12 protein-coding genes are annotated in these 17113 nt (G+C 63.9%); 4 read left to right on the top strand and 8 right to left on the bottom strand.

Features of this window, described 5'->3' with window-relative positions:
- Positions 1 to 2: 2 nt before the first annotated feature.
- Genes KBB96_RS16110 through KBB96_RS16100 form a run of 3 tightly spaced genes read right to left on the bottom strand, consistent with a single transcriptional unit; the run spans position 3 to position 7527 of the window.
- A complete protein-coding gene (locus KBB96_RS16110; RefSeq protein ID WP_211630521.1) occupies positions 3 to 3125 on the bottom strand; it encodes a multidrug efflux RND transporter permease subunit in 3123 nt (1040 codons plus the stop codon).
- The gene (locus KBB96_RS16105) at positions 3122 to 6238 is read right to left on the bottom strand and encodes an MdtB/MuxB family multidrug efflux RND transporter permease subunit (RefSeq protein WP_211630520.1); all 3117 of its coding nucleotides are present in this window, start codon (positions 6236 to 6238) and stop codon (positions 3122 to 3124) included. The genes KBB96_RS16110 and KBB96_RS16105 overlap by 4 nt, the downstream gene beginning before the upstream one ends.
- On the bottom strand, positions 6235 to 7527 hold the full coding sequence (locus KBB96_RS16100; RefSeq protein WP_211630519.1) for an efflux RND transporter periplasmic adaptor subunit: 1293 nt from the start codon (positions 7525 to 7527) through the stop codon (positions 6235 to 6237). The genes KBB96_RS16105 and KBB96_RS16100 overlap by 4 nt, the downstream gene beginning before the upstream one ends.
- A gap of 234 nt (positions 7528 to 7761) precedes the next feature.
- On the opposite strand from KBB96_RS16100, the gene lepB reads away from it, so the two are divergent.
- From lepB to KBB96_RS16085, 3 genes are read left to right on the top strand one after another with little or no spacing between them, the layout of a single operon-like run.
- Positions 7762 to 9030 carry a signal peptidase I gene (lepB, locus tag KBB96_RS16095; RefSeq protein ID WP_211630518.1) on the top strand — a complete coding sequence of 423 codons (1269 nt, stop codon included), beginning with the start codon at positions 7762 to 7764 and terminating at the stop codon, positions 9028 to 9030.
- A 9-nt stretch (positions 9031 to 9039) separates the two neighbouring features.
- Positions 9040 to 9894 carry a phytoene/squalene synthase family protein gene (locus tag KBB96_RS16090; RefSeq protein WP_211630517.1) on the top strand — a complete coding sequence of 285 codons (855 nt, stop codon included), beginning with the start codon at positions 9040 to 9042 and terminating at the stop codon, positions 9892 to 9894.
- Positions 9895 to 9921: 27 nt separating this feature from the next.
- On the top strand, positions 9922 to 10452 hold the full coding sequence (locus KBB96_RS16085; protein WP_211630516.1) for a hypothetical protein: 531 nt from the start codon (positions 9922 to 9924) through the stop codon (positions 10450 to 10452).
- 24 nt (positions 10453 to 10476) lie between these two features.
- On the opposite strand, the gene KBB96_RS16080 is transcribed toward KBB96_RS16085, so the two are convergent.
- The 5 genes from KBB96_RS16080 to KBB96_RS16060 form a co-directional block, all read right to left on the bottom strand.
- On the bottom strand, positions 10477 to 11646 hold the full coding sequence (locus tag KBB96_RS16080) for a benzoate/H(+) symporter BenE family transporter (protein WP_211630515.1): 1170 nt from the start codon (positions 11644 to 11646) through the stop codon (positions 10477 to 10479).
- A 76-nt stretch (positions 11647 to 11722) separates the two neighbouring features.
- Positions 11723 to 12214, bottom strand: coding sequence for a VOC family protein (locus KBB96_RS16075; RefSeq protein WP_211630514.1), 492 nt, complete (start codon positions 12212 to 12214; stop codon positions 11723 to 11725).
- Positions 12215 to 12322: 108 nt separating this feature from the next.
- A complete protein-coding gene (locus KBB96_RS16070) occupies positions 12323 to 14029 on the bottom strand; it encodes a hypothetical protein (RefSeq protein WP_211630513.1) in 1707 nt (568 codons plus the stop codon).
- Entirely contained in the window at positions 14026 to 15003 is a 978-nt protein-coding gene (locus tag KBB96_RS16065; RefSeq protein WP_211630512.1) for an ABC transporter ATP-binding protein, read from the bottom strand. Before KBB96_RS16065 ends, KBB96_RS16070 begins: the two co-directional genes overlap by 4 nt.
- Before the next feature lie 9 nt (positions 15004 to 15012).
- Positions 15013 to 15963: a hypothetical protein gene (locus KBB96_RS16060; protein ID WP_211630511.1), complete on the bottom strand. Its 951-nt coding sequence runs from the start codon at positions 15961 to 15963 to the stop codon at positions 15013 to 15015.
- Between the two features lie 245 nt (positions 15964 to 16208).
- On the opposite strand from KBB96_RS16060, the gene KBB96_RS16055 reads away from it, so the two are divergent.
- On the top strand, positions 16209 to 17111 hold the full coding sequence (locus KBB96_RS16055; RefSeq protein ID WP_211630510.1) for a LamG domain-containing protein: 903 nt from the start codon (positions 16209 to 16211) through the stop codon (positions 17109 to 17111).
- Positions 17112 to 17113: the final 2 nt, after the last annotated feature.

Below are 17113 nucleotides of genomic sequence, written 5' to 3'. Positions count from 1 at the left end.
GATCAAGCTTCGGACGGAACTGCGGGGATGTCGAGGTGCGGCTGTTTCCGGCGCGAGAGGAAACGATGGCGCATGTTGTCGAGGAAGAGATAGACTACCGGCGTGGTGTAGAGCGTGAGAAGCTGGCTGAGCAACAACCCACCGACGATGGCCACACCAAGCGGCCGACGCAGTTCCGAGCCTTCGCCGAAGCCGATCGCCAGTGGCAGCGCGCCGAGCATCGCCGCGAGCGTGGTCATGAGGATCGGGCGCAGGCGCAGCTCGCAGGCTTCGAGGATCGCTTGCTTCGGATCGAGACCGCGGGTGCGCTCCGCATCAAGTGCGAAGTCGATCATCATGATGGCGTTCTTCTTCACGATGCCGATGAGCAGGAAGATCCCGATGAAGCCCATGATGTCGAAGTCCATCTGACAGAGCTGCAATGCGAGGAGCGCACCGACACCGGCGGACGGCAGCGTCGAGAGGATCGTGAGCGGATGCAGGAAGCTCTCATAGAGCACGCCCAGCGTCAGATAGATCACCAGCAGCGCCGCGACGATCAGCCACGGTTGACTGGACATCGAATCGGCGAACACACCCGCGCTGCCAGCGAAGTTGTGTTGGACGGTCTCCGGGATGCCGAGCCTGTTGACCGCGTCGTTCACCGCATCAGTGGCGTCGCTGAAGGAAGCGCCCGGCGCGAGGTTGAACGAGAAGGTCACGGCGGCGAACTGGCCCTGGTGGTTCACCGTCAGCGGTGCGGGCGCGGATTCCCAGCGCGCGAAGGCGGTGAGCGGCACCAGCGTGCCATCGGTGGATTTCACGCGGATGTGATCGAGGCCACCGGCGTCGGTGGAGAAATGGCGGTTTGCTTCGAAGACCACCTTGTACTGGTTCAGTTCCGCATAGATGGTGGAGATCTGCGCCTGGCCGAAGGCGTCGTTCATCGCGGTATCGATGTCGCGCATCGCCACGCCGAGACGGGCGGCGGTATCGCGGTCCACCACCACGCGGGTGAGGCCGCCCTTGTCCTGGAAGTCGCTGTTGACGTCGGTGATGGTCTTGATGCCGAGCAGGGCCTGGCGGACTTTCGCTTCCCACGAGCGCAGTTCGGCGAGGTCGCTGGACTGGAGCGTGTACTGGTAGCTCGCGGCACTGGAGCGCCCGCCGATACGGATGTCCTGGTTAGGCTGGAGATAGAGCGTCGCGCCAGCGATGTGGGCGGTCTTCTTGCGCAGGCGGGCGATGATTTCCAAGGCGCCGTCCTGGCGCTGGTCGCGCGGCTTCAGCGAGATGTAAACGCTGCCGTTGTTGCGCGAGCCTCCTCCGGGCCCTCCGCCGCCGGTGCTGGCATTCACCGAAGCGATCGCCGGATCCTGGCGGATGATCTCCGCGATCTCGATCACCTTCTCTTTCATGGCGGCGAAGGAAATGCTCTGGTCGCCGCTGATGTTGCCGCGCATCTGGCCGGTATCCTGTTGCGGGAAGAAGCCTTTGGGAATGGTGACATATTGCCAGGCGGTGAGGGCGACGGTGGCCATCAGCACCAGCAGCGTGAGCCAGCGGTGGGTGAGAGCCACATCCAGTGTGCGCGTGTAGGCATTCTGGATCGTGGTGAAGCACCACTCGATGCCACGCGAAATCCGGCCCGGCTGGTATTCGCCTTTTTTGTGGGCCAGAAGCCGCGCGCACATCGTCGGCGTGACGGTGAGCGAGACCACCAGCGAGACGGCGATGGAAGCGGAGAGCACCACCGCGAACTCGCGGAACAAGCGGCCGACGATGCCGCCCATGAACAAGATGGGAATGAACACCGCCACCAGCGACAGGCTCATCGAGATCACCGTCGAGGTCACCTCGGCGGCACCTTTCCGCGCCGCTTCCTTCGCGGGCATGCCTTTCTCGATGTGGCGCGCGATGTTTTCCAGCACCACCACCGCGTCATCGACCACGAATCCGGTGGCGATGGTCAGCGCCATCAGCGAGAGATTGTCGATGCTGTAGCCGCAGGCGTACATCACCGCGAAGGTGCCGATCAGCGAAACCGGCACCGCGACTCCGGGAACGAGCGCGGCCCGGGCGCGGCGCAGGAACAGCCACACCACCAGCACCACCAGCACGACGGAGAGGAACATCGCGTGCTGCACCTCATTGAGAGAGGCCTTGATGGTCGCCGTGCGTTCCATCGTCACGCTCAGATCAATGGCGGCGGGCAGCGAGGCTTCGAGCTGCGGCAGGAGCTTCCGCACCGCGGCGGTGGTTTCGAGGATGTTCGCGCCGGGCTGGCGGAACAGCACCAGCGAAACCGAGGGGACGCCATTGCTGGTGCCGTAGTTGAGCACGTCCTGCACGGAATCCTCGACCTTCGCCACATCGCCCAAGCGCACCGCGGAGCCTTCCTTGTAGCCGACGATCATCGGCACGTAGTCCTTCGCGGTGTGGAGTTGGTCGGAGGCGGTGACCTGCCAGCGGCGGGTGCCCTCCTCCACATAGCCCTTCGGGCGGCTCACATTGTTTGCGGAAACGGTGCCGCGGAGTTCGTCCACGGAGAGCCCGGAACGTTCGACCGCTGGCAGGTCCAGCGAGACACGCACCGCAGGCAGCGAGCTGCCACCCACGAACACCTGGCCGATGCCGGGCACCTGCGCGATCTTCTGCGCGATCACGGTCGAGGCCGTATCGTACATGTCCCCCGGCTTGTAAACATCCGAGGTGAGCGAGAGAATCATGATCGGCGAGTCCGCCGGATTGCGCTTCCGATAGTTCGGCATCGAGGGCATGCCGGATGGAAGCAGGCTGCGGGCGGCGTTGATGGCGGCCTGCACGTCATTGGCCGCGCCGTTGATGTCGCGGCTGAGATCGAACTGGAGGGTGATGTCGGTGCTGCCCTGCGAGCTGCTTGAGGTCATCTCGGTGACCCCGGGGATGCGGCCCAGCGTGCGCTCCAGCGGCGTGGCCACGGTAGCGGCCATCGTTTCCGGACTCGCGCCGGGCAGGCTCGCGTTCACGCCGATGGTGGGGAAGTCCACCTGCGGCAGTGGTGAGACTGGAAGCTCGAAGTAGGCGAGGGCTCCGGCCAATGCCACCGCCACGGTGGCCAGCGTGGTGGCCACCGGACGATCAATGAAGATCTCGGTGAACTTCATGGCACGGGCGTGGCTTCCGCCGCAGGCACGACTTCCTCATCGCTGTTCCGTCTCCAGCGGCGGGCGATGGAATCGAACATCAGATAGATCACCGGCGTGGTGAACAGCGTGAGCACCTGGCTCACCAGCAGGCCGCCCACCATCGTGATGCCCAGCGGATGGCGCAGTTCGGAGCCGACGCCCTTGCCTAGCATCAGTGGCAGCGCGCCGAGCAAGGCGGCCAGCGTGGTCATCAGGATCGGACGGAAGCGCAACATCGAGGCCTCATGAATGGCCGAGCGCGGATCGGCTCCGCGGGTGCGCTCTGCTTCCAGTGCGAAGTCGATCATCATGATCGCGTTCTTCTTCACCAGGCCGATCAGCAGCACGATGCCGATGATCGCCATCACGCCGAGCTGGGTGCCGGTGAGGTTCAGCGCCAGCAGCGCGCCCACCGTGGCGGAGGGCAGCGTGGAAAGGATCGTCACCGGATGGATGAAGCTTTCGTAGAGAATGCCCAGCACCAGATACATCACCACCACTGCGGCCAGCACCAGCCAGAGCTGGTTGGTCAGGGCGGCTTGGAAGGCCACCGCCGTTCCTTGGAACTCGAACTTGATGCTCTGGGGCAGTTTCAACGACTCCACATCCTTGCCCACGGATTCCACCGCCGCGCCGAGCGAGGCTCCGGGCGCGAGGTTGAAGGAAAGCGTCACCACCGGGAACTGGCCCTGGCGGGCGATCAGCAGCGAGGTCGGCTCTTCCACGATGCGTGCCACGCTGGTGATCGGCACCGGCGTGCCATCGCCGCCGGTGACATAGACATGATCGAAGGCCTCGAAGCCGCGCTTGAACGCAGGCTCGCTTTCCAGAATCACGCGGTACTGGCCGCCCTGCGTGAAGATCGTGGAAACCTGCCGCTGTCCGAAGGCATTGTAGAGTGCGGCATCGATCTGTGCGGCGGTGATGCCGAGACGACCGGCGAGGTCGCGGTCGATCTCGACCTTCGCTTGCAGGCCTTTGTTCAGGAGATCGTCGGCGACATCCACCACCATCGGATTCTCCTTCATCCTGGCGATGATCTTCGGCACCCACTCGGCGAGATCGGCGGAGTTCGGGGAATCCACCGTCATCTGGTACTGGGTGCGGCTCACGCGGTCGTCGATGCCGAGATCCTGCACCGCCTGCAGATAGAGTTGCATGCCGGGGATCGAGAGCGAGTGATCCTGGATGCGGCGCACGATGTCCGAGGCGCTGGTGCGACGTTCCTCCAGTGGCTTCAGGTTGATGAGCACGCGGCCGACATTCGGCGTGGCGTTCGCGCCATCGACGCCGATGAACGAGGACACGCTGTCCACTGCCGGATCCTGGAGGATCAGCTTCGCCATCTCCTGCTGGCGGGCGGACATTTCTTCGAAGGACACGCTTTCCGGGGCTTCGGTCATGCCCTGGATCACGCCGGTGTCCTGATCCGGGAAGAAGCCCTTCGGCGCGGTGTGGTAGAGCAGCGCCGTGGCCACCAGCGTGGCGATGAACACCAGCATGGTGGTCACGCGGTGGTTGAGCACCACATCGAGCGCCTTGCCGTAGAGTTCGATGATGTGGTGGAAGAAGGCATTTACCATCCGGCCGAGACGGCCCACCTCGGCGTGCGCCTCATCCTTGAGAAGACGCGCGCACATCATCGGCGTGAGCGTCAGCGAGATGACCGCGGAAATCAGGATCGCCATCGCCAGCGTGATCGCGAACTCACGGAACAACCGGCCCACCACATCGCCCATGAACAGTAGCGGGATCAATACCGCGATCAGCGAGATCGTCAGCGAGATGATGGTGAAGCCGATCTGCTTCGCGCCCTTCAGCGCGGCTTGTAGCGGCGGATCGCCTTTCTCGATGTAACGCGCGATGTTCTCGATCATCACGATCGCGTCATCGACCACGAAACCGGTGGCGATGGTCAGCGCCATCAGCGTGAGGTTGTTCAGGCTGAAGCCGCAGAAGTACATCGCGGCGAAGGTGCCGACCAAAGACAACGGCACCGCCACGGCGGGAATGATGGTGGCGCGCCAGTTCCACAGGAACACGAAGATCACCGCCACTACCAGCGCGATGGCGATCAACATTTCCTCCTGCACGTCCTTCACCGAGGCGCGGATGGTCACGGTGCGGTCGGTGAGCGGGGTGATGTCGATGCCGGAGGGCAGGCCTTCGCTCAGCTTCGGCATCAGCGTTTTCACGCTGTCCGCCACCTCGATCACGTTCGCGCCGGGCTGGCGCTGGATCTGGATGACCACGGCGGGGCGGTCGTTCGCCCAGGCGGCGAGGCGGTCGTTTTCCGCACCGGGGATCACATCGGCCACGTCCTTCACGCGGACGGCGGCCCCGTCTTGCCACGCGATCACCAGTGTCTGGTAGTCGGTGGCGGAGATGAGCTGGTCGTTCGCATCCAGCGTGCTGGAGCGGGTGGGCCCATCGAAGCTGCCCTTCGGCTGGCTGACGTTGGCGGCGGCGATGGCCGTGCGCAGGTTCTCGGTGGTGAGTCCCCGCGATGCGAGAGCTCCGGGATTGGCCCGGATTCTAACAGCCGGGCGCATGCCGCCGCTGAGCGTGACCAGGCCGACGCCGGAAACCTGTGACAACTTCGGCACCAGCCGCGTGTCCGCGTAGTCCTGCACCTTGGTGAGCGGCAGGCTGTTGGACGAGAGCGCGAAGGTGAGGATCGGCGCGTCCGCCGGGTTGACCTTGTTATAGACCGGCGGGCTGGGCAGGTCGGTGGGCAGCAGATTGGAAGCGGCATTGATGGCGGCCTGCACTTGCTGCTCGGCCACATCCAGGCTCATGCCGAGGGTGAAGCGCAGCGTGAGCACGGACGCGCCGCCGCTGCTCACGGAATACATTTGTGTCAGCCCGGGCATCTGGCCGAACTGGCGTTCCAGCGGTGCGGTCACCGAGGACACCATCACCTCCGGTCCCGCGCCGGGATAAAGCGTGGTCACCTGGATGGTGGGATAGTCCACCTCCGGCAGGGCCGAGACCGGCAGCAACCGGTAGCCGAAGAAGCCACCCAGCAGCAGCGCCACCATCAACAGGGTGGTCGCCACCGGGCGCTCGATGAAAATCCGCGAGGGGTTCATTGCGGGCGCTTGTGCTTCCGTTCGCCCTCCGGCTTGGCGGTTTCGTCACCCGCGGGCTTCTCCCCGTGCTTGTGCCCGCCACCGCCTTCGCTGCCACCGGGCGAGGCCAGCACGATCTTCGAACCATCGCGCAGGCGGTCGAGGCCGGAGACCACCACTTGTTCGCCGAGGGACAGTCCCTTCACGATGCGGGTGATCTCGCGGTAGGTCGCGCCGGTTTCCACCTGCCGGAAACTCACCGACTGATCTGGGTTGACGATATAGACATAGCGGCCGCGCGAGCTTTCCTGCACCGCGCCGGCGGGTACGACCACGGACTTCGGCTCCACCCGCACGCGGACGCGGACGTTCACGAATTGGTTCGGGAACAACTTGCCATCCGGGTTGGGGAACTCGGCCTTCAATTTCAGCGTACCGGAGGTCGGGTTGATCTGGTTGTCACTGGTCAGCAGCTTGCCCTTGGCGACTACGGTGCGTTGGTCGGCGGAGAGCGCCTCCACCGGCACTTCGGTCTTGGTGTTCAGGTAGCCGACCAAGGTCGGGACCAGATCCTGCGGCACGGCGAAGATCAGGCCCATCGGGTCCATCTGGGTGATGGTCACCAGACCGTTGGTGTCCGAGGCCCGGATCAGGTTGCCGGGATCGACCTGGCGCAGGCCCACGCGGCCGGTGAGCGGGGCGAGGACTTTGGTGTAGTCGAGTTGGAGCTGGGCGGCCTCCACCGCGGCGGTGTCGGACTCGATGGCGGCCTTGTACTGGCGGACCAGCGATTCCTGGGTGTCCACCTGCTGCTTCGCGATCGAATCCTGGGCCAGCAGGGTCTGGTAGCGCTTCAAGTCGGCCTGGGCGTTCTGCTCCAATGCCTCATCGCGCAATTTCTGGCCCTTGGCTTGGTCCAACAGGACTTGATAGGGCTTCGGATCGATCTCCGCGAGCAGGTCATCCTTCTTCACCGTGGCTCCCTCGGTGAAGTTCACCTTCAGCAGCTCACCATCCACCCGGCTGCGGACCGTCACCACGTTCAGCGGCGTCACGGTGCCGGAAACGGTGGACCATTCCTCGAAATCCATCTCTTTGGCGGTATCCGTGGCGACCGTCACCGGACCGGAGGCCTGCCCTCGGCGTCCGCCGCCCGGGCCGACCGCTCCGGAAGTGGCATCTCCTTTCTGGGTCGCGGCCCGCTTCTGATACCAGTGCCAGCCGCCGTAGCCGAGGCCGCCAAGAACGAGCAGCCACAGGATTGGCTTGAGAGGGGAAGAGCGTTTGGCGGGTGGATTCGGCTCGGTCATGACGGGGAGGCGCTACCAAACCATGAACCCGCTCCGGTGCAAACTCCGGGATGAGGGGCGGTTCCGCCGCATTCGCGGGACCGGAGGGCGGGTTTGGAAAGCGCCCCCGTTACGGCTGCCAATCCCACGAAATATCCGGGCGGGGCCAAAGTTCGCGTCAGAAATTGTAATATTCTGTATCGGCGAATCCCGGCAAGCGCGCTTGCGCAATCGCCTTCCCCGACACTCCCGCCCATGTTCACGCCAAAGTGGAAGAAGGAAGCGCTGCTGCTCGTCAAAGGCGCGCGGAAATTCGTCAACTACAAGCGCGACCTTCTCAAGCCGGACCGCATTGATGAGATCGAGTCCCGCCGCCAGGATCTGCTGGAGGCGATCAAGGCCAAGGATCTTCCCAAGGTGGAGGCGGCGTCCAAGCAACTCCGCGGCACCTGTGAGAATTCCTTGAAGGGCCAGCAGCCGCCTTCGTGGTGGGAGGAGAACGTCGAGGTCATGTTCGTGGCCATTGTCATCGCCCTCGGCTTGCGCACGTATGTTCTCCAGCCGTTCCGCATCCCCACCGGTTCCATGCAGCCGACGCTCAACGGGATCATCGGCAAGCCGGTGCTGGAGAAAGACTGGCCCGCGCTGCCCACCCGCCTCACGGAATCGGTTCTCCGTGGCCGCAGCTATGTGAAGGAGGTGGCCGAGCGGCCGCTGCAGATCCAGGTCGTGAAGCAGGAGACCGGATGGTACTGTCCCCAGCTCGTCGATACCCAGTTCCTGCATTTCTTCAGCCGATCGGAGTTCCAACTACCGGGAGGAGTTCTCCGGATGCCGGCACCCGCCAGCCAGATCTATCAGGCGGGATTCAACGATCTCGTTGACCGGCTGATTCCGAACAGCGCCAGTTTCGTGCCGGGGATGGGTGCGAATCTGACCATTCCCGCCGGTTCCACTCTGTGTGAAGGCACGATCGATGCCGGGGATCTCGTTCTGGTGGATCGCGTTTCCTATCACTTCCGGAAACCGACGCGCGGAGAAGTCTTCGTGTTCGACACCCGCGGGATCACGGGCACCAAGCAGCCTGCCAAAAAGGGGCATGACGAAGATGAACAGGCGGACGGCACCCACTACATCAAGCGTCTGGCCGCGGTGCCGGGGGACAAGCTGGCGATTTTCCCGCCGAACATCCTCATCAATGGCAAGGTGGCCAGCGAACCCGGATTCGAACATGTCTATACCCTGCCCCTGTGGGACCAGGCGCTCAATGCCCCGAGTCCGACGGTAAAGGGCTATTCGTTCGCAAAGGGTCGCGCGGGTGCCGTGCTGACGGGCCCGGGGAAGGAGATCGACCTCAAGATCGACACCGCTCCCGGCATGCGCGAATACTGCGCCTTGGGCGACAACAGCGGCAATTCGCTCGATTCCCGCTACTGGGGTACGGTGAAGGAGTTCAATCTGGTGGGTCCCGCCCTTTTCTCGCTCTGGCCGATCACCACCCGCCACTGGGGCTTCATCCGTTGATTCATCCGAATGTCCGTCGTCTCCTCTGAAATCACCCGCAAGGCGAAGTCCAACCTCGCCTTCGCGCTGGGTATCCTGCCGAAGGAGCGGCGTGACGACATGGTCGTCTTCTACGCCTTCTGCCGCGTGATCGATGATCTGGCGGACGATCAGGAAGTGCCACCCGCCGAGCGCGAGGCGGCCCTCAACGCGTGGAAGGACGGCTTGGAAAACGGCTTCGCGGAGCCGACACCATTCCAGCGCGAGGTATTGGAATTGCGCGACGTCCGCGGCATCCCCACCGAGCTGCTGGTGGCGGTCATCGAGGGCTGCAAGATGGACCTCCGGCCGCAGCGGTTCGGCACGTGGGAGGATCTCTCCCAATACACGTGGAGGGTCGCTTGTGCCGTCGGGCTGGTGTCGGTGCGTCTCTTCGGTTGCAAGCATCCGGATGCGGACCGCTTCGCGGTGGCGCTGGGCCACGCGCTGCAGCTCACCAACATCCTTCGCGATGTGGGCGAGGATCTTTCCAACGAACTCCGCATCTATCTGCCGCTGGCCGATCTGGGGCGCTTCCAATACACCGAGCGCGATCTCGTCGGTCGGGTCCATGACGGGCGTTTCCTCGCCCTGATGGCGTACGAGGCGGAGCGGACCGAGGCGTTCTATCAGGAGGCGAAGGAAATCCACGCCTCCCTGCCCGCCGCCGACCGCGCCGCGCTGGTGCCGGCGGCGATCATGGAGGACACCTACCGGACGCTGCTCGGGAAGATGCGCCGGGACGGCTTCCGGGTCTTCGACCGCAGATACCGCCTTTCCAAAGCCCGAAAGCTTGCCATCTTCTCCAAGCACCTGATCACCCGGCCGACCTTGTCTGGTGAATAAACCCATCCGCATCGACGTTCCATGAACATGATGATCCGTCTGTCCCTCGCCGTGGCAATCGCCGCGGGTGGCCTCCTGCTGACCTCCTGCGACCCCTACGGTCCGCCTCCGGGTTACGGCCCGCGCAGTCCATATGACGCGCCCGGGCCTCGTGCTCCGGGTCCCCGGCAGATGCGTGGCGATGGGTACGGCAATGGCGATCCCTATGGTCCGAACGATGGGGGTTACGGCAATGGCTATGGCCAGGGCGGGGATTCCGGCTACGGTCGGGATGGCGGCTATGGCGGTGGTTCCCGTGGTGGTGATCCCTACGGTTCGAACGACGGCGGCGGCTACACTGAAAACCCGACCCCCCGCACCAATCCTCCGTCCACCGGCGGCAGTTCTGGTTCGGGTACGGGCTCCGGCAAGAAGGACTACCCCACCGCCACCAAGACCGCCAATCCCGGTCGGGTGTTGAGCCCGTATCCTCCCTACAACGTGATCAACGTGGAGGACATCAAGAGTGGCAAGCTCGCCAAGGATCCATCCACGGGTGAGATCTTCCGCGTGCCGTAAAGGTACGCCACCAGCGGCTGGCGCTCATTTTTTCCGGTGCAGCGCCAGCACCACTGCTCCGGCGACGATGCCCCAGAACGCCGAGCCGATTCCGGCCAGCGTGATACCGGAGAGCGTGACGAAGAAGGTCATTGCCGAGGCTTCGCGGAACCTCTCCTCGGCCAAGGCGGAGGTCAGGCCGTTGGCGATGGTGGTCAGCAGCGCCAGTCCGGCGACCGCCAGCACCAGCTCGCGTGGAAAGGCCGCGAACAATCCGGCCACCGTGGCTCCGAAGAGCCCGATCAGCAGGTAGCACACGCCCGCGCAGACCGGTGCCCAGTAGCGGCGTTTGGGATCGGGATGCGCTTCCGGTCCGGTGCAGAAGGCGGCGGTGATGGCTGCGAGATTGACGGAGAAGCAACCGAAGGGCGCGAGCAGCAAGGTGGTGATGCCGGTCCAACCGATCACCTTCGAAACCGGCGGTTCATAGCCGCCCACGCGGATCGCGGAGACGCCCGGCAGGTTTTGTGAGGCCATCGTCACGATGAACAACGGCATCGCCACACCGAGAATGGTGCCCATGGTGAACTCCGGGGCCATCCACACCGGCGTGGTGATTTTCCATGGTACCGACTCCAGGGGGAAGAGGCCTTGGGCCGCCGCGATGGCAATTCCCGTGGCAAGAACCAGCGGCACACAGGCCCGTGGTTGGAAGCGCCGCCCGAGCACGTAAACCGCCGCCATCGTCAGTACCAGCAGCGGATTGCGGGGCACACACATGAACCCGTCCAACGCGAAGCGTGCCAGCACTCCTGCCAGCAGGGCGGAGGCCAGTGGCAGCGGCAGCCGTTTCATCACCCGCTCGAAGCCGCCGCTGAAACCAGCCAAAGTGACCAGTACGGCACTCGCGATGAAGGTGCCGATGGCCTGGGGAAGCGTCAGGTTCCCTGCTGCTGCGGCAGCTCCCACCACCGCCACGCCGGGTGTAGACCAGGCGATGAGCAGCGGCTGCCGCCAGATGAGGGAAAAAAGGATGCTCAGGCTCCCCATGCCGATGCCGATCGCCCACAGCCAGGATGCCGTTTGATCCGGCGTGGCATGCAGGTTCTGGGTGGCCGTGAAGATCACCGCCACCGAACTGGTGAAGCCCACCAGCACCGCTACGAACCCCGCGACCAGCGCGGAGAAGGAAAAATCCTTGAAGACCGTTCGCACGCGGCAATCCAATCAGAGGACGGCGGAAAAGCCACCGGGATGTTCGAGATCCGTCGAACCCATCACGGCCTTGCGCTCAGCCGTCGTAGGCTTTTTGCAGCGCCGCGATATCGAGCCTCTTCATCTGCATCATCGCGCCCATCGCGCGCTGTGCGCCGGGGCTTCCGGCATCCGCCACCAGATCCGGGAGGATCTTCGGCACGATTTGCCAGGAGAGACCGAACTGGTCCGCCAGCCAGCCGCATTGCCGGGCGGAGGGATCGCCGCCCGCTCCGAGCTTTTCCCAGTAGTGGTCGATTTCTTCCTGGGTCTCGCACTCGACTACGAAGGACACCGCGCAACTGAACTGGAACATCGGACCGCCGTTGAGCGCGGAGAAGGTCTGTCCATCCAGCTCGAAGGACACGACCATCACCGATCCGGCTTCCTTGCCGTGGTGCTCCTTGCCCGCATCCGGGTAGCGGGTGACAACGTTGATCTTCGAGTTCGGGAAGATGCCGACGTAGAAATTGGCGGCTTCTTCCGCCTGGGTATCGAACCAGAGGAACGGGCTGATTTTCGATTTCATCGTGTCTTCGGAGGAGGTTGGATTGGAACGGGGTTCATCCTTACGACGAACGGCTCCCCGCCATCCGGACACCAGAGCATGATTTTTTCCGACCGGAAGTTGAAACGATTACGAGGGGTCCCGTTCAGCCGCCACCGGAGGTGGTTCGCTGCCGAGCACCTGGCGGGCCATCGCGGACCGTGTGGCGGCGAGCCGCCAAGCCTGCCACAGGGCGGTGAAGATCATCACCAGCAGCCAGAAGTGGAAGGCGCGCGGGACCGCTCTCGAGATCTCGGGTGGCAACTCGGAGATGGAGAGCAGGCTGCCAGCGGCATAGAGCGGCAGGCTGACCGGAGAAGCGGCGGTGAACCAGATGGCGGGCGTGCCAAGGCTGTTGCTGGTCGTTCCGAGAACGGCTCCCACCAGAATGGGAGCGATCCCGACAACGATCGCCGCGAGGAACATGAAGCGGCCTCCCTTTGCCTCGAGGAGGGTTTGGAAGGCCATGGCGACGGAAAGCATCACCACGGTAAAATAGCCGAGCACGGACAGCGGCACCGTGTGCCCGGGGAACCAGCGCGATTCCACCAGGCTGCGGGTGAACAGGTACCATCCGGCCGCCCCGGCGAGCGCCATCACCACGACGAACCAGGTGCTCGTGGCCGGATCGGAAAGGAAAGCCAGGGAGCGTTTGCCTTGTTTCCGGGCCCGCCGCCATCCGCGTTCCTGATCGTCCGGAGCGGGGGTGATCAAGCCGGCGAGGATGAACAGCAGCACCAGGGTGACGATTCCGTAGATGCCTGACATGGCCACGGTTTCCATGGCCGATGGTTCCCAACCGTCCGCGAGCCGCATGTACCTGGAGAAGCCGTGGGAAGGAAACACGTTGCCGGATTCCACCAGCGGCAACGCGTTTCCAAGCAGGAGCACCTGGATCCAGATGAAGAACACGGTGGCCCAGGTCTTGCCGAGCAGGTGGGACTCCGCGCGCTTCCACCTGCGCGCGAGCATGATCATGAAAGTCAGGATCAGGCTGCTCTGGGAGAAGACGGTGAAAGCCGCTTCGGGGAAATCGAGATTGAAGAATTTCACCGTTGGCGCGAGCAGCTTGCCGATCTCCACGACGGCGCCCACCGGCCGCGGCAGCAGCGCGGGCATGCACTCCTCCAGCACCGGGGTGATGGTCAGGTACTTGAAGAACACCAGCCCGAAACGGGACATCTGGGGGGCCACCGTATAGAGAACAAAGACGAGTCCGATCGAAACGAGGAATGCCCAGCGGCGGTTCTTCACCACCGTGCCGGTGACCAGACCGGTGAAGTGGTAGAGCAGGGTGGAGGTGAAGAAGACGATGGCGAGAGGCAGCCACGCCGCCATGGCGACCTGGCCTTTCCACAGGCACCAGGCGGTGAACGGCAGCGTGGCGAAGACCAGCACATACTCCCTCACCGGCAGACCGAAGAGATAGCCGATCACTTTCGCCATCGGCGTCATCGGGATCAGCCGCTGGTAGTCGATCACCCCTTCATCCCGCTCCGCGACCATCCCCCCGGAGACCTGGGCGGTGCCGAGGACGAACAGCAGCAGGCCTTGGAGGACCAGCAGCGGAATCAATGGCGCGCGCTCCGCATCGATCGCGGTGAGATGAGCCCGGTATTCAGCAGCCGAGCGGGTGATGGCGAACAGGAACGCGGCGATCATCACCGTGATCAGGATCGATACGAACAATCCACGGGGCCGCAGCCGTGAGCGGCAGTAGCGCCGGAAGATCGGATTGTCCCAGAACCGCCACGCGGGATGGGGAGTGAGGGTGGTGGGAGGCGGAAGGTCGTTCATGAGCGGCGGTTGGATTCGGCGACTTCGACGAGGATTTCTTCAAAGGACGTGCGCTTTTCCTCGAAGGTGCGGACACGGAATCCGGCATGGATGAGGTCTTCCATCAGCGCGGCCTGGTCTTCATCCGAGCCATTGAAATCGAAGACCACCTGATGGGCGGAGCTGCGGACATCGCGGACGGCATGACGGCTGCTGATCCAGGACGCGGCTTCATCCGCCCGTGCCAGCAGCGTGACGGTCAGCGTGCGCTCGCTGCTGCCGAGCTGATGGCGGACCTCATCGGCGGTGCCGGAGGCGAGCAGGCGGCCGCGGTTCATCACGCAGACGGACGTACACATCTCCGCGAGTTCGCTGAGGATATGGGAGCTGACGAAAATGGTCGCGCCATGGTTCGCCAGCCGTTGCAGCGTCATCCGCAGGTCGCGGCGGGCGAGGGGATCGAGACCGCTCGCCGGTTCATCCAGGATCAACACCTTCGGACGGTGGAGCAGCGTCTTCGCCAGCACCACGCGCTGGGTCTGACCGCGGGAGAGTTCCTTGCACCATTTGTTGCGCTGGTCGGTGAGGGCCACTTCCTCCAGACACTCGGCCACGCGCTCGCGGCGTTGGGCCTTGGTGCCCAGCCCGTAGGCGGCGGCGTGGAAGTCGAGGAACTCCCAGATCTTCAGGTCGGACGGCACGGGTGCGAGGTCCGGCATGTAGCCTACGATCCGGCGCGCGCTTTCCAGATCTTCCTGGATGTCCACACCTTCGAGGAAGACATCTCCATACGTGGGCATCATCAGGGTGGTGAGCACACGGAAGGTGCTGGTTTTGCCAGCACCGTTCGGCCCCACCAAGCCGAAGACCTCGCCGCGCGGGACGGTGAGGGAGAGATCATCGACGGCCACGAAGTCGCCGTAGTCCACCCGCAGGTCGCGGATGTCGATGGCGGCGGAACGTTCCACTGCGGGAGAGGCATTCACGGAGGTCATGAGAGTAGGTCAGGGATCGAGTGGATCCCAGTTCGGAGGCAGAGTCAGGCCGATGGCCTGGAGATCCTTGGCCGCTTCTTCGCGGCGGTGCTGCTTTTCGGCGAGATACTTTTCGCGCTGGTCCGGGCGCAACACCGCCAAGGTGGCTTCCTCCGGTGTTCCTTTCCCGGAAGCCGCGATGTCACCGGCGGCTCCCTCCAGCTTCACTGATGAATCGTAGTCGGGAGATTGCCGCGCCATGATGCCGAACACCTGATCGCGCTGGCCGGCATCCAATCCCACGATGCCGTCGATGCGCTCCACGCGCATGTCCGCGTCGCGCTGGATGCGCTCGGCTTTTTCCGTCGCGCGCTGGGTCTTGAAGGTGGCGAGCTTGTCTCCCGTCAGCATGGGCTCCATCACACTGTCCAGTCCGCGGTCCGGCCGGACATTCCGGGCTTCTTTTGCCAGATCCTGCAGCGAGGTGCCTTTCCGGCTCACCAGATCGGTCCAGGCTTTGGCATCGTCTTCGGCCTTTTGCTTGAACCACTGCTTCAAGGTCGCCTGTTGGGCGGGGTCGAGTCCGTAGCGGCGGATCATTTCTCCGGCGAGGCTGTCGGCCATCTTTTCCGCCTCGCGCACGCGGATGCGCTCGAACAAGGGGGCGAGGGTGCCGATCAGCGGCTGGCATTGGCGGAAGATGTCATCCGGACTCACCGGCCGGCCGGCGCGGATGTCATCGGCCAGGTCGCGCAGTCCATCGGTCAGCGTGCGGCCCGGCCGCCCGGTGCGGCCGCTGGCTTCCAGCTCCGTGATGCGGTTCCTGGCGCTTTTCAACTCCGTCTCCAAGCGTGTGACCGCCGCCTCCGGAGTTCCCTCGGCACCCGGTTGGCTGTCGGCGAACAATTTGACTCCCGCGCCGCCGATGAGCAGACCGGCGGCGAGCGGAACGAAGGAGCGGAGGGCAGGAGGAATAGGCATGGCGGCGGAGCATGGATGAAGGCCAATTGTGAAAGACGGATGAGAGCTCCGTGAAATATCGCCTGCGGAGGGGCATTTCGAGGCTCTCCCTGCGGACTACCCCGGAATGGGGCGAAATTGTCATTTCGGTAAAATAATTTGCGCTTTGAGAAACGTACTGATTCTGTGCTGATTGTCGCACGGGTGTTCCCGCTTTCCACCAAAGGGGAGGCGTCGTCACCAATGGTTTCTCAAAAGGAAAAATTATGAAACTTCGTTCAATCGCTCTCCTCGGCAGCGTCCTGCTATCCTCCCAGGCTCATGCCGCCGTGACTACGGGTCTGGTGGCTTATTACGATTTCCAAACGGCTGCGAGTGGTGGTGTCATCACCAACCGCGCCCAGGCGGTCGGCTCGGATTATGCAGGTCCTTTCACCAATGCCACCGTGTTCGGTACCAGCCCGACCAGCGGTTTCAGCGGGGATGCGGCGTTCAATTCCACCGGTGCCACCGGCGCGGGCAATGTTTCCAACCGCTCCACCCTGCTGGTGGGGAATGCCGCGAACTTCACCCACACCGGTACGGACACCATCCGCACCGGCCTTGGTACTTCCGTGCTCGGCCAGAGTTATTCGATCAGCGCGTGGTTCTATGCGGCGATCGATCCGAACCAAGCGGCCAGCCAGCGCTACTTCGTCCTCGAGGACGGCACGGATACCGCGCAGTTCGATCTTTCGTACGGTTCCCAAAGCGCGAATGCCAATGCCGCCAACCTGGCAATGTGGACCTACAACAACGGACTCACCAATGCCACGGTCCAAGGCAATGTCTCCACCAACTCCTGGCACCAGGTGGTGCAGACCGTGACGCCGAACGGCGCGAACTCCACCGTCACCGTGTACATCGATGGCACGTTGTTCGGCAGCTATACCACCAACAACGGCCAGCCGTCTTTCACGGACATCAACATCGGCAACGCCCGGGACGGCCAGAGCCGCGCGTGGGACGGCATGATCGATGAAGTGGCGATCTACAACCGCACGCTGACCCAGAGCGATGTGACCGAACTGCGCAATCTCGGCCTCGCTGGGCTGGCGGTGCCGGAGCCGTCCGCAGCCATTCTCGGTGGCCTCGGTTCGCTGCTATTGCTGCGCCGCCGTCGCGGCTGATT

The organism is Luteolibacter ambystomatis, from assembly GCF_018137965.1.
Lineage (GTDB): Bacteria > Verrucomicrobiota > Verrucomicrobiia > Verrucomicrobiales > Akkermansiaceae > Luteolibacter > Luteolibacter ambystomatis.
Note: the sequence above shows the minus strand (reverse complement) of the source record. Positions and strands in the feature narration are given on the sequence as shown.

What these genes read in the sequence shown, in the direction of transcription:
- KBB96_RS16075 (WP_211630514.1), bottom strand. Translation starts at nt 12,214, where the DNA reads ATGAAATCGAAAATCAGCCCGTTCCTCTGGTTCGATACCCAGGCGGAA.
- KBB96_RS16065 (WP_211630512.1), bottom strand. Translation starts at nt 15,003, where the DNA reads ATGACCTCCGTGAATGCCTCTCCCGCAGTGGAACGTTCCGCCGCCATC.
- KBB96_RS16090 (WP_211630517.1), top strand. Translation starts at nt 9,040, where the DNA reads ATGTCCGTCGTCTCCTCTGAAATCACCCGCAAGGCGAAGTCCAACCTC.
- KBB96_RS16055 (WP_211630510.1), top strand. Translation starts at nt 16,209, where the DNA reads ATGAAACTTCGTTCAATCGCTCTCCTCGGCAGCGTCCTGCTATCCTCC.
- KBB96_RS16105 (WP_211630520.1), bottom strand. Translation starts at nt 6,238, where the DNA reads ATGAACCCCTCGCGGATTTTCATCGAGCGCCCGGTGGCGACCACCCTG.
- KBB96_RS16070 (WP_211630513.1), bottom strand. Translation starts at nt 14,029, where the DNA reads ATGAACGACCTTCCGCCTCCCACCACCCTCACTCCCCATCCCGCGTGG.
- lepB (WP_211630518.1), top strand. Translation starts at nt 7,762, where the DNA reads ATGTTCACGCCAAAGTGGAAGAAGGAAGCGCTGCTGCTCGTCAAAGGC.
- KBB96_RS16085 (WP_211630516.1), top strand. Translation starts at nt 9,922, where the DNA reads ATGATGATCCGTCTGTCCCTCGCCGTGGCAATCGCCGCGGGTGGCCTC.
- KBB96_RS16060 (WP_211630511.1), bottom strand. Translation starts at nt 15,963, where the DNA reads ATGCCTATTCCTCCTGCCCTCCGCTCCTTCGTTCCGCTCGCCGCCGGT.
- KBB96_RS16100 (WP_211630519.1), bottom strand. Translation starts at nt 7,527, where the DNA reads ATGACCGAGCCGAATCCACCCGCCAAACGCTCTTCCCCTCTCAAGCCA.
- KBB96_RS16110 (WP_211630521.1), bottom strand. Translation starts at nt 3,125, where the DNA reads ATGAAGTTCACCGAGATCTTCATTGATCGTCCGGTGGCCACCACGCTG.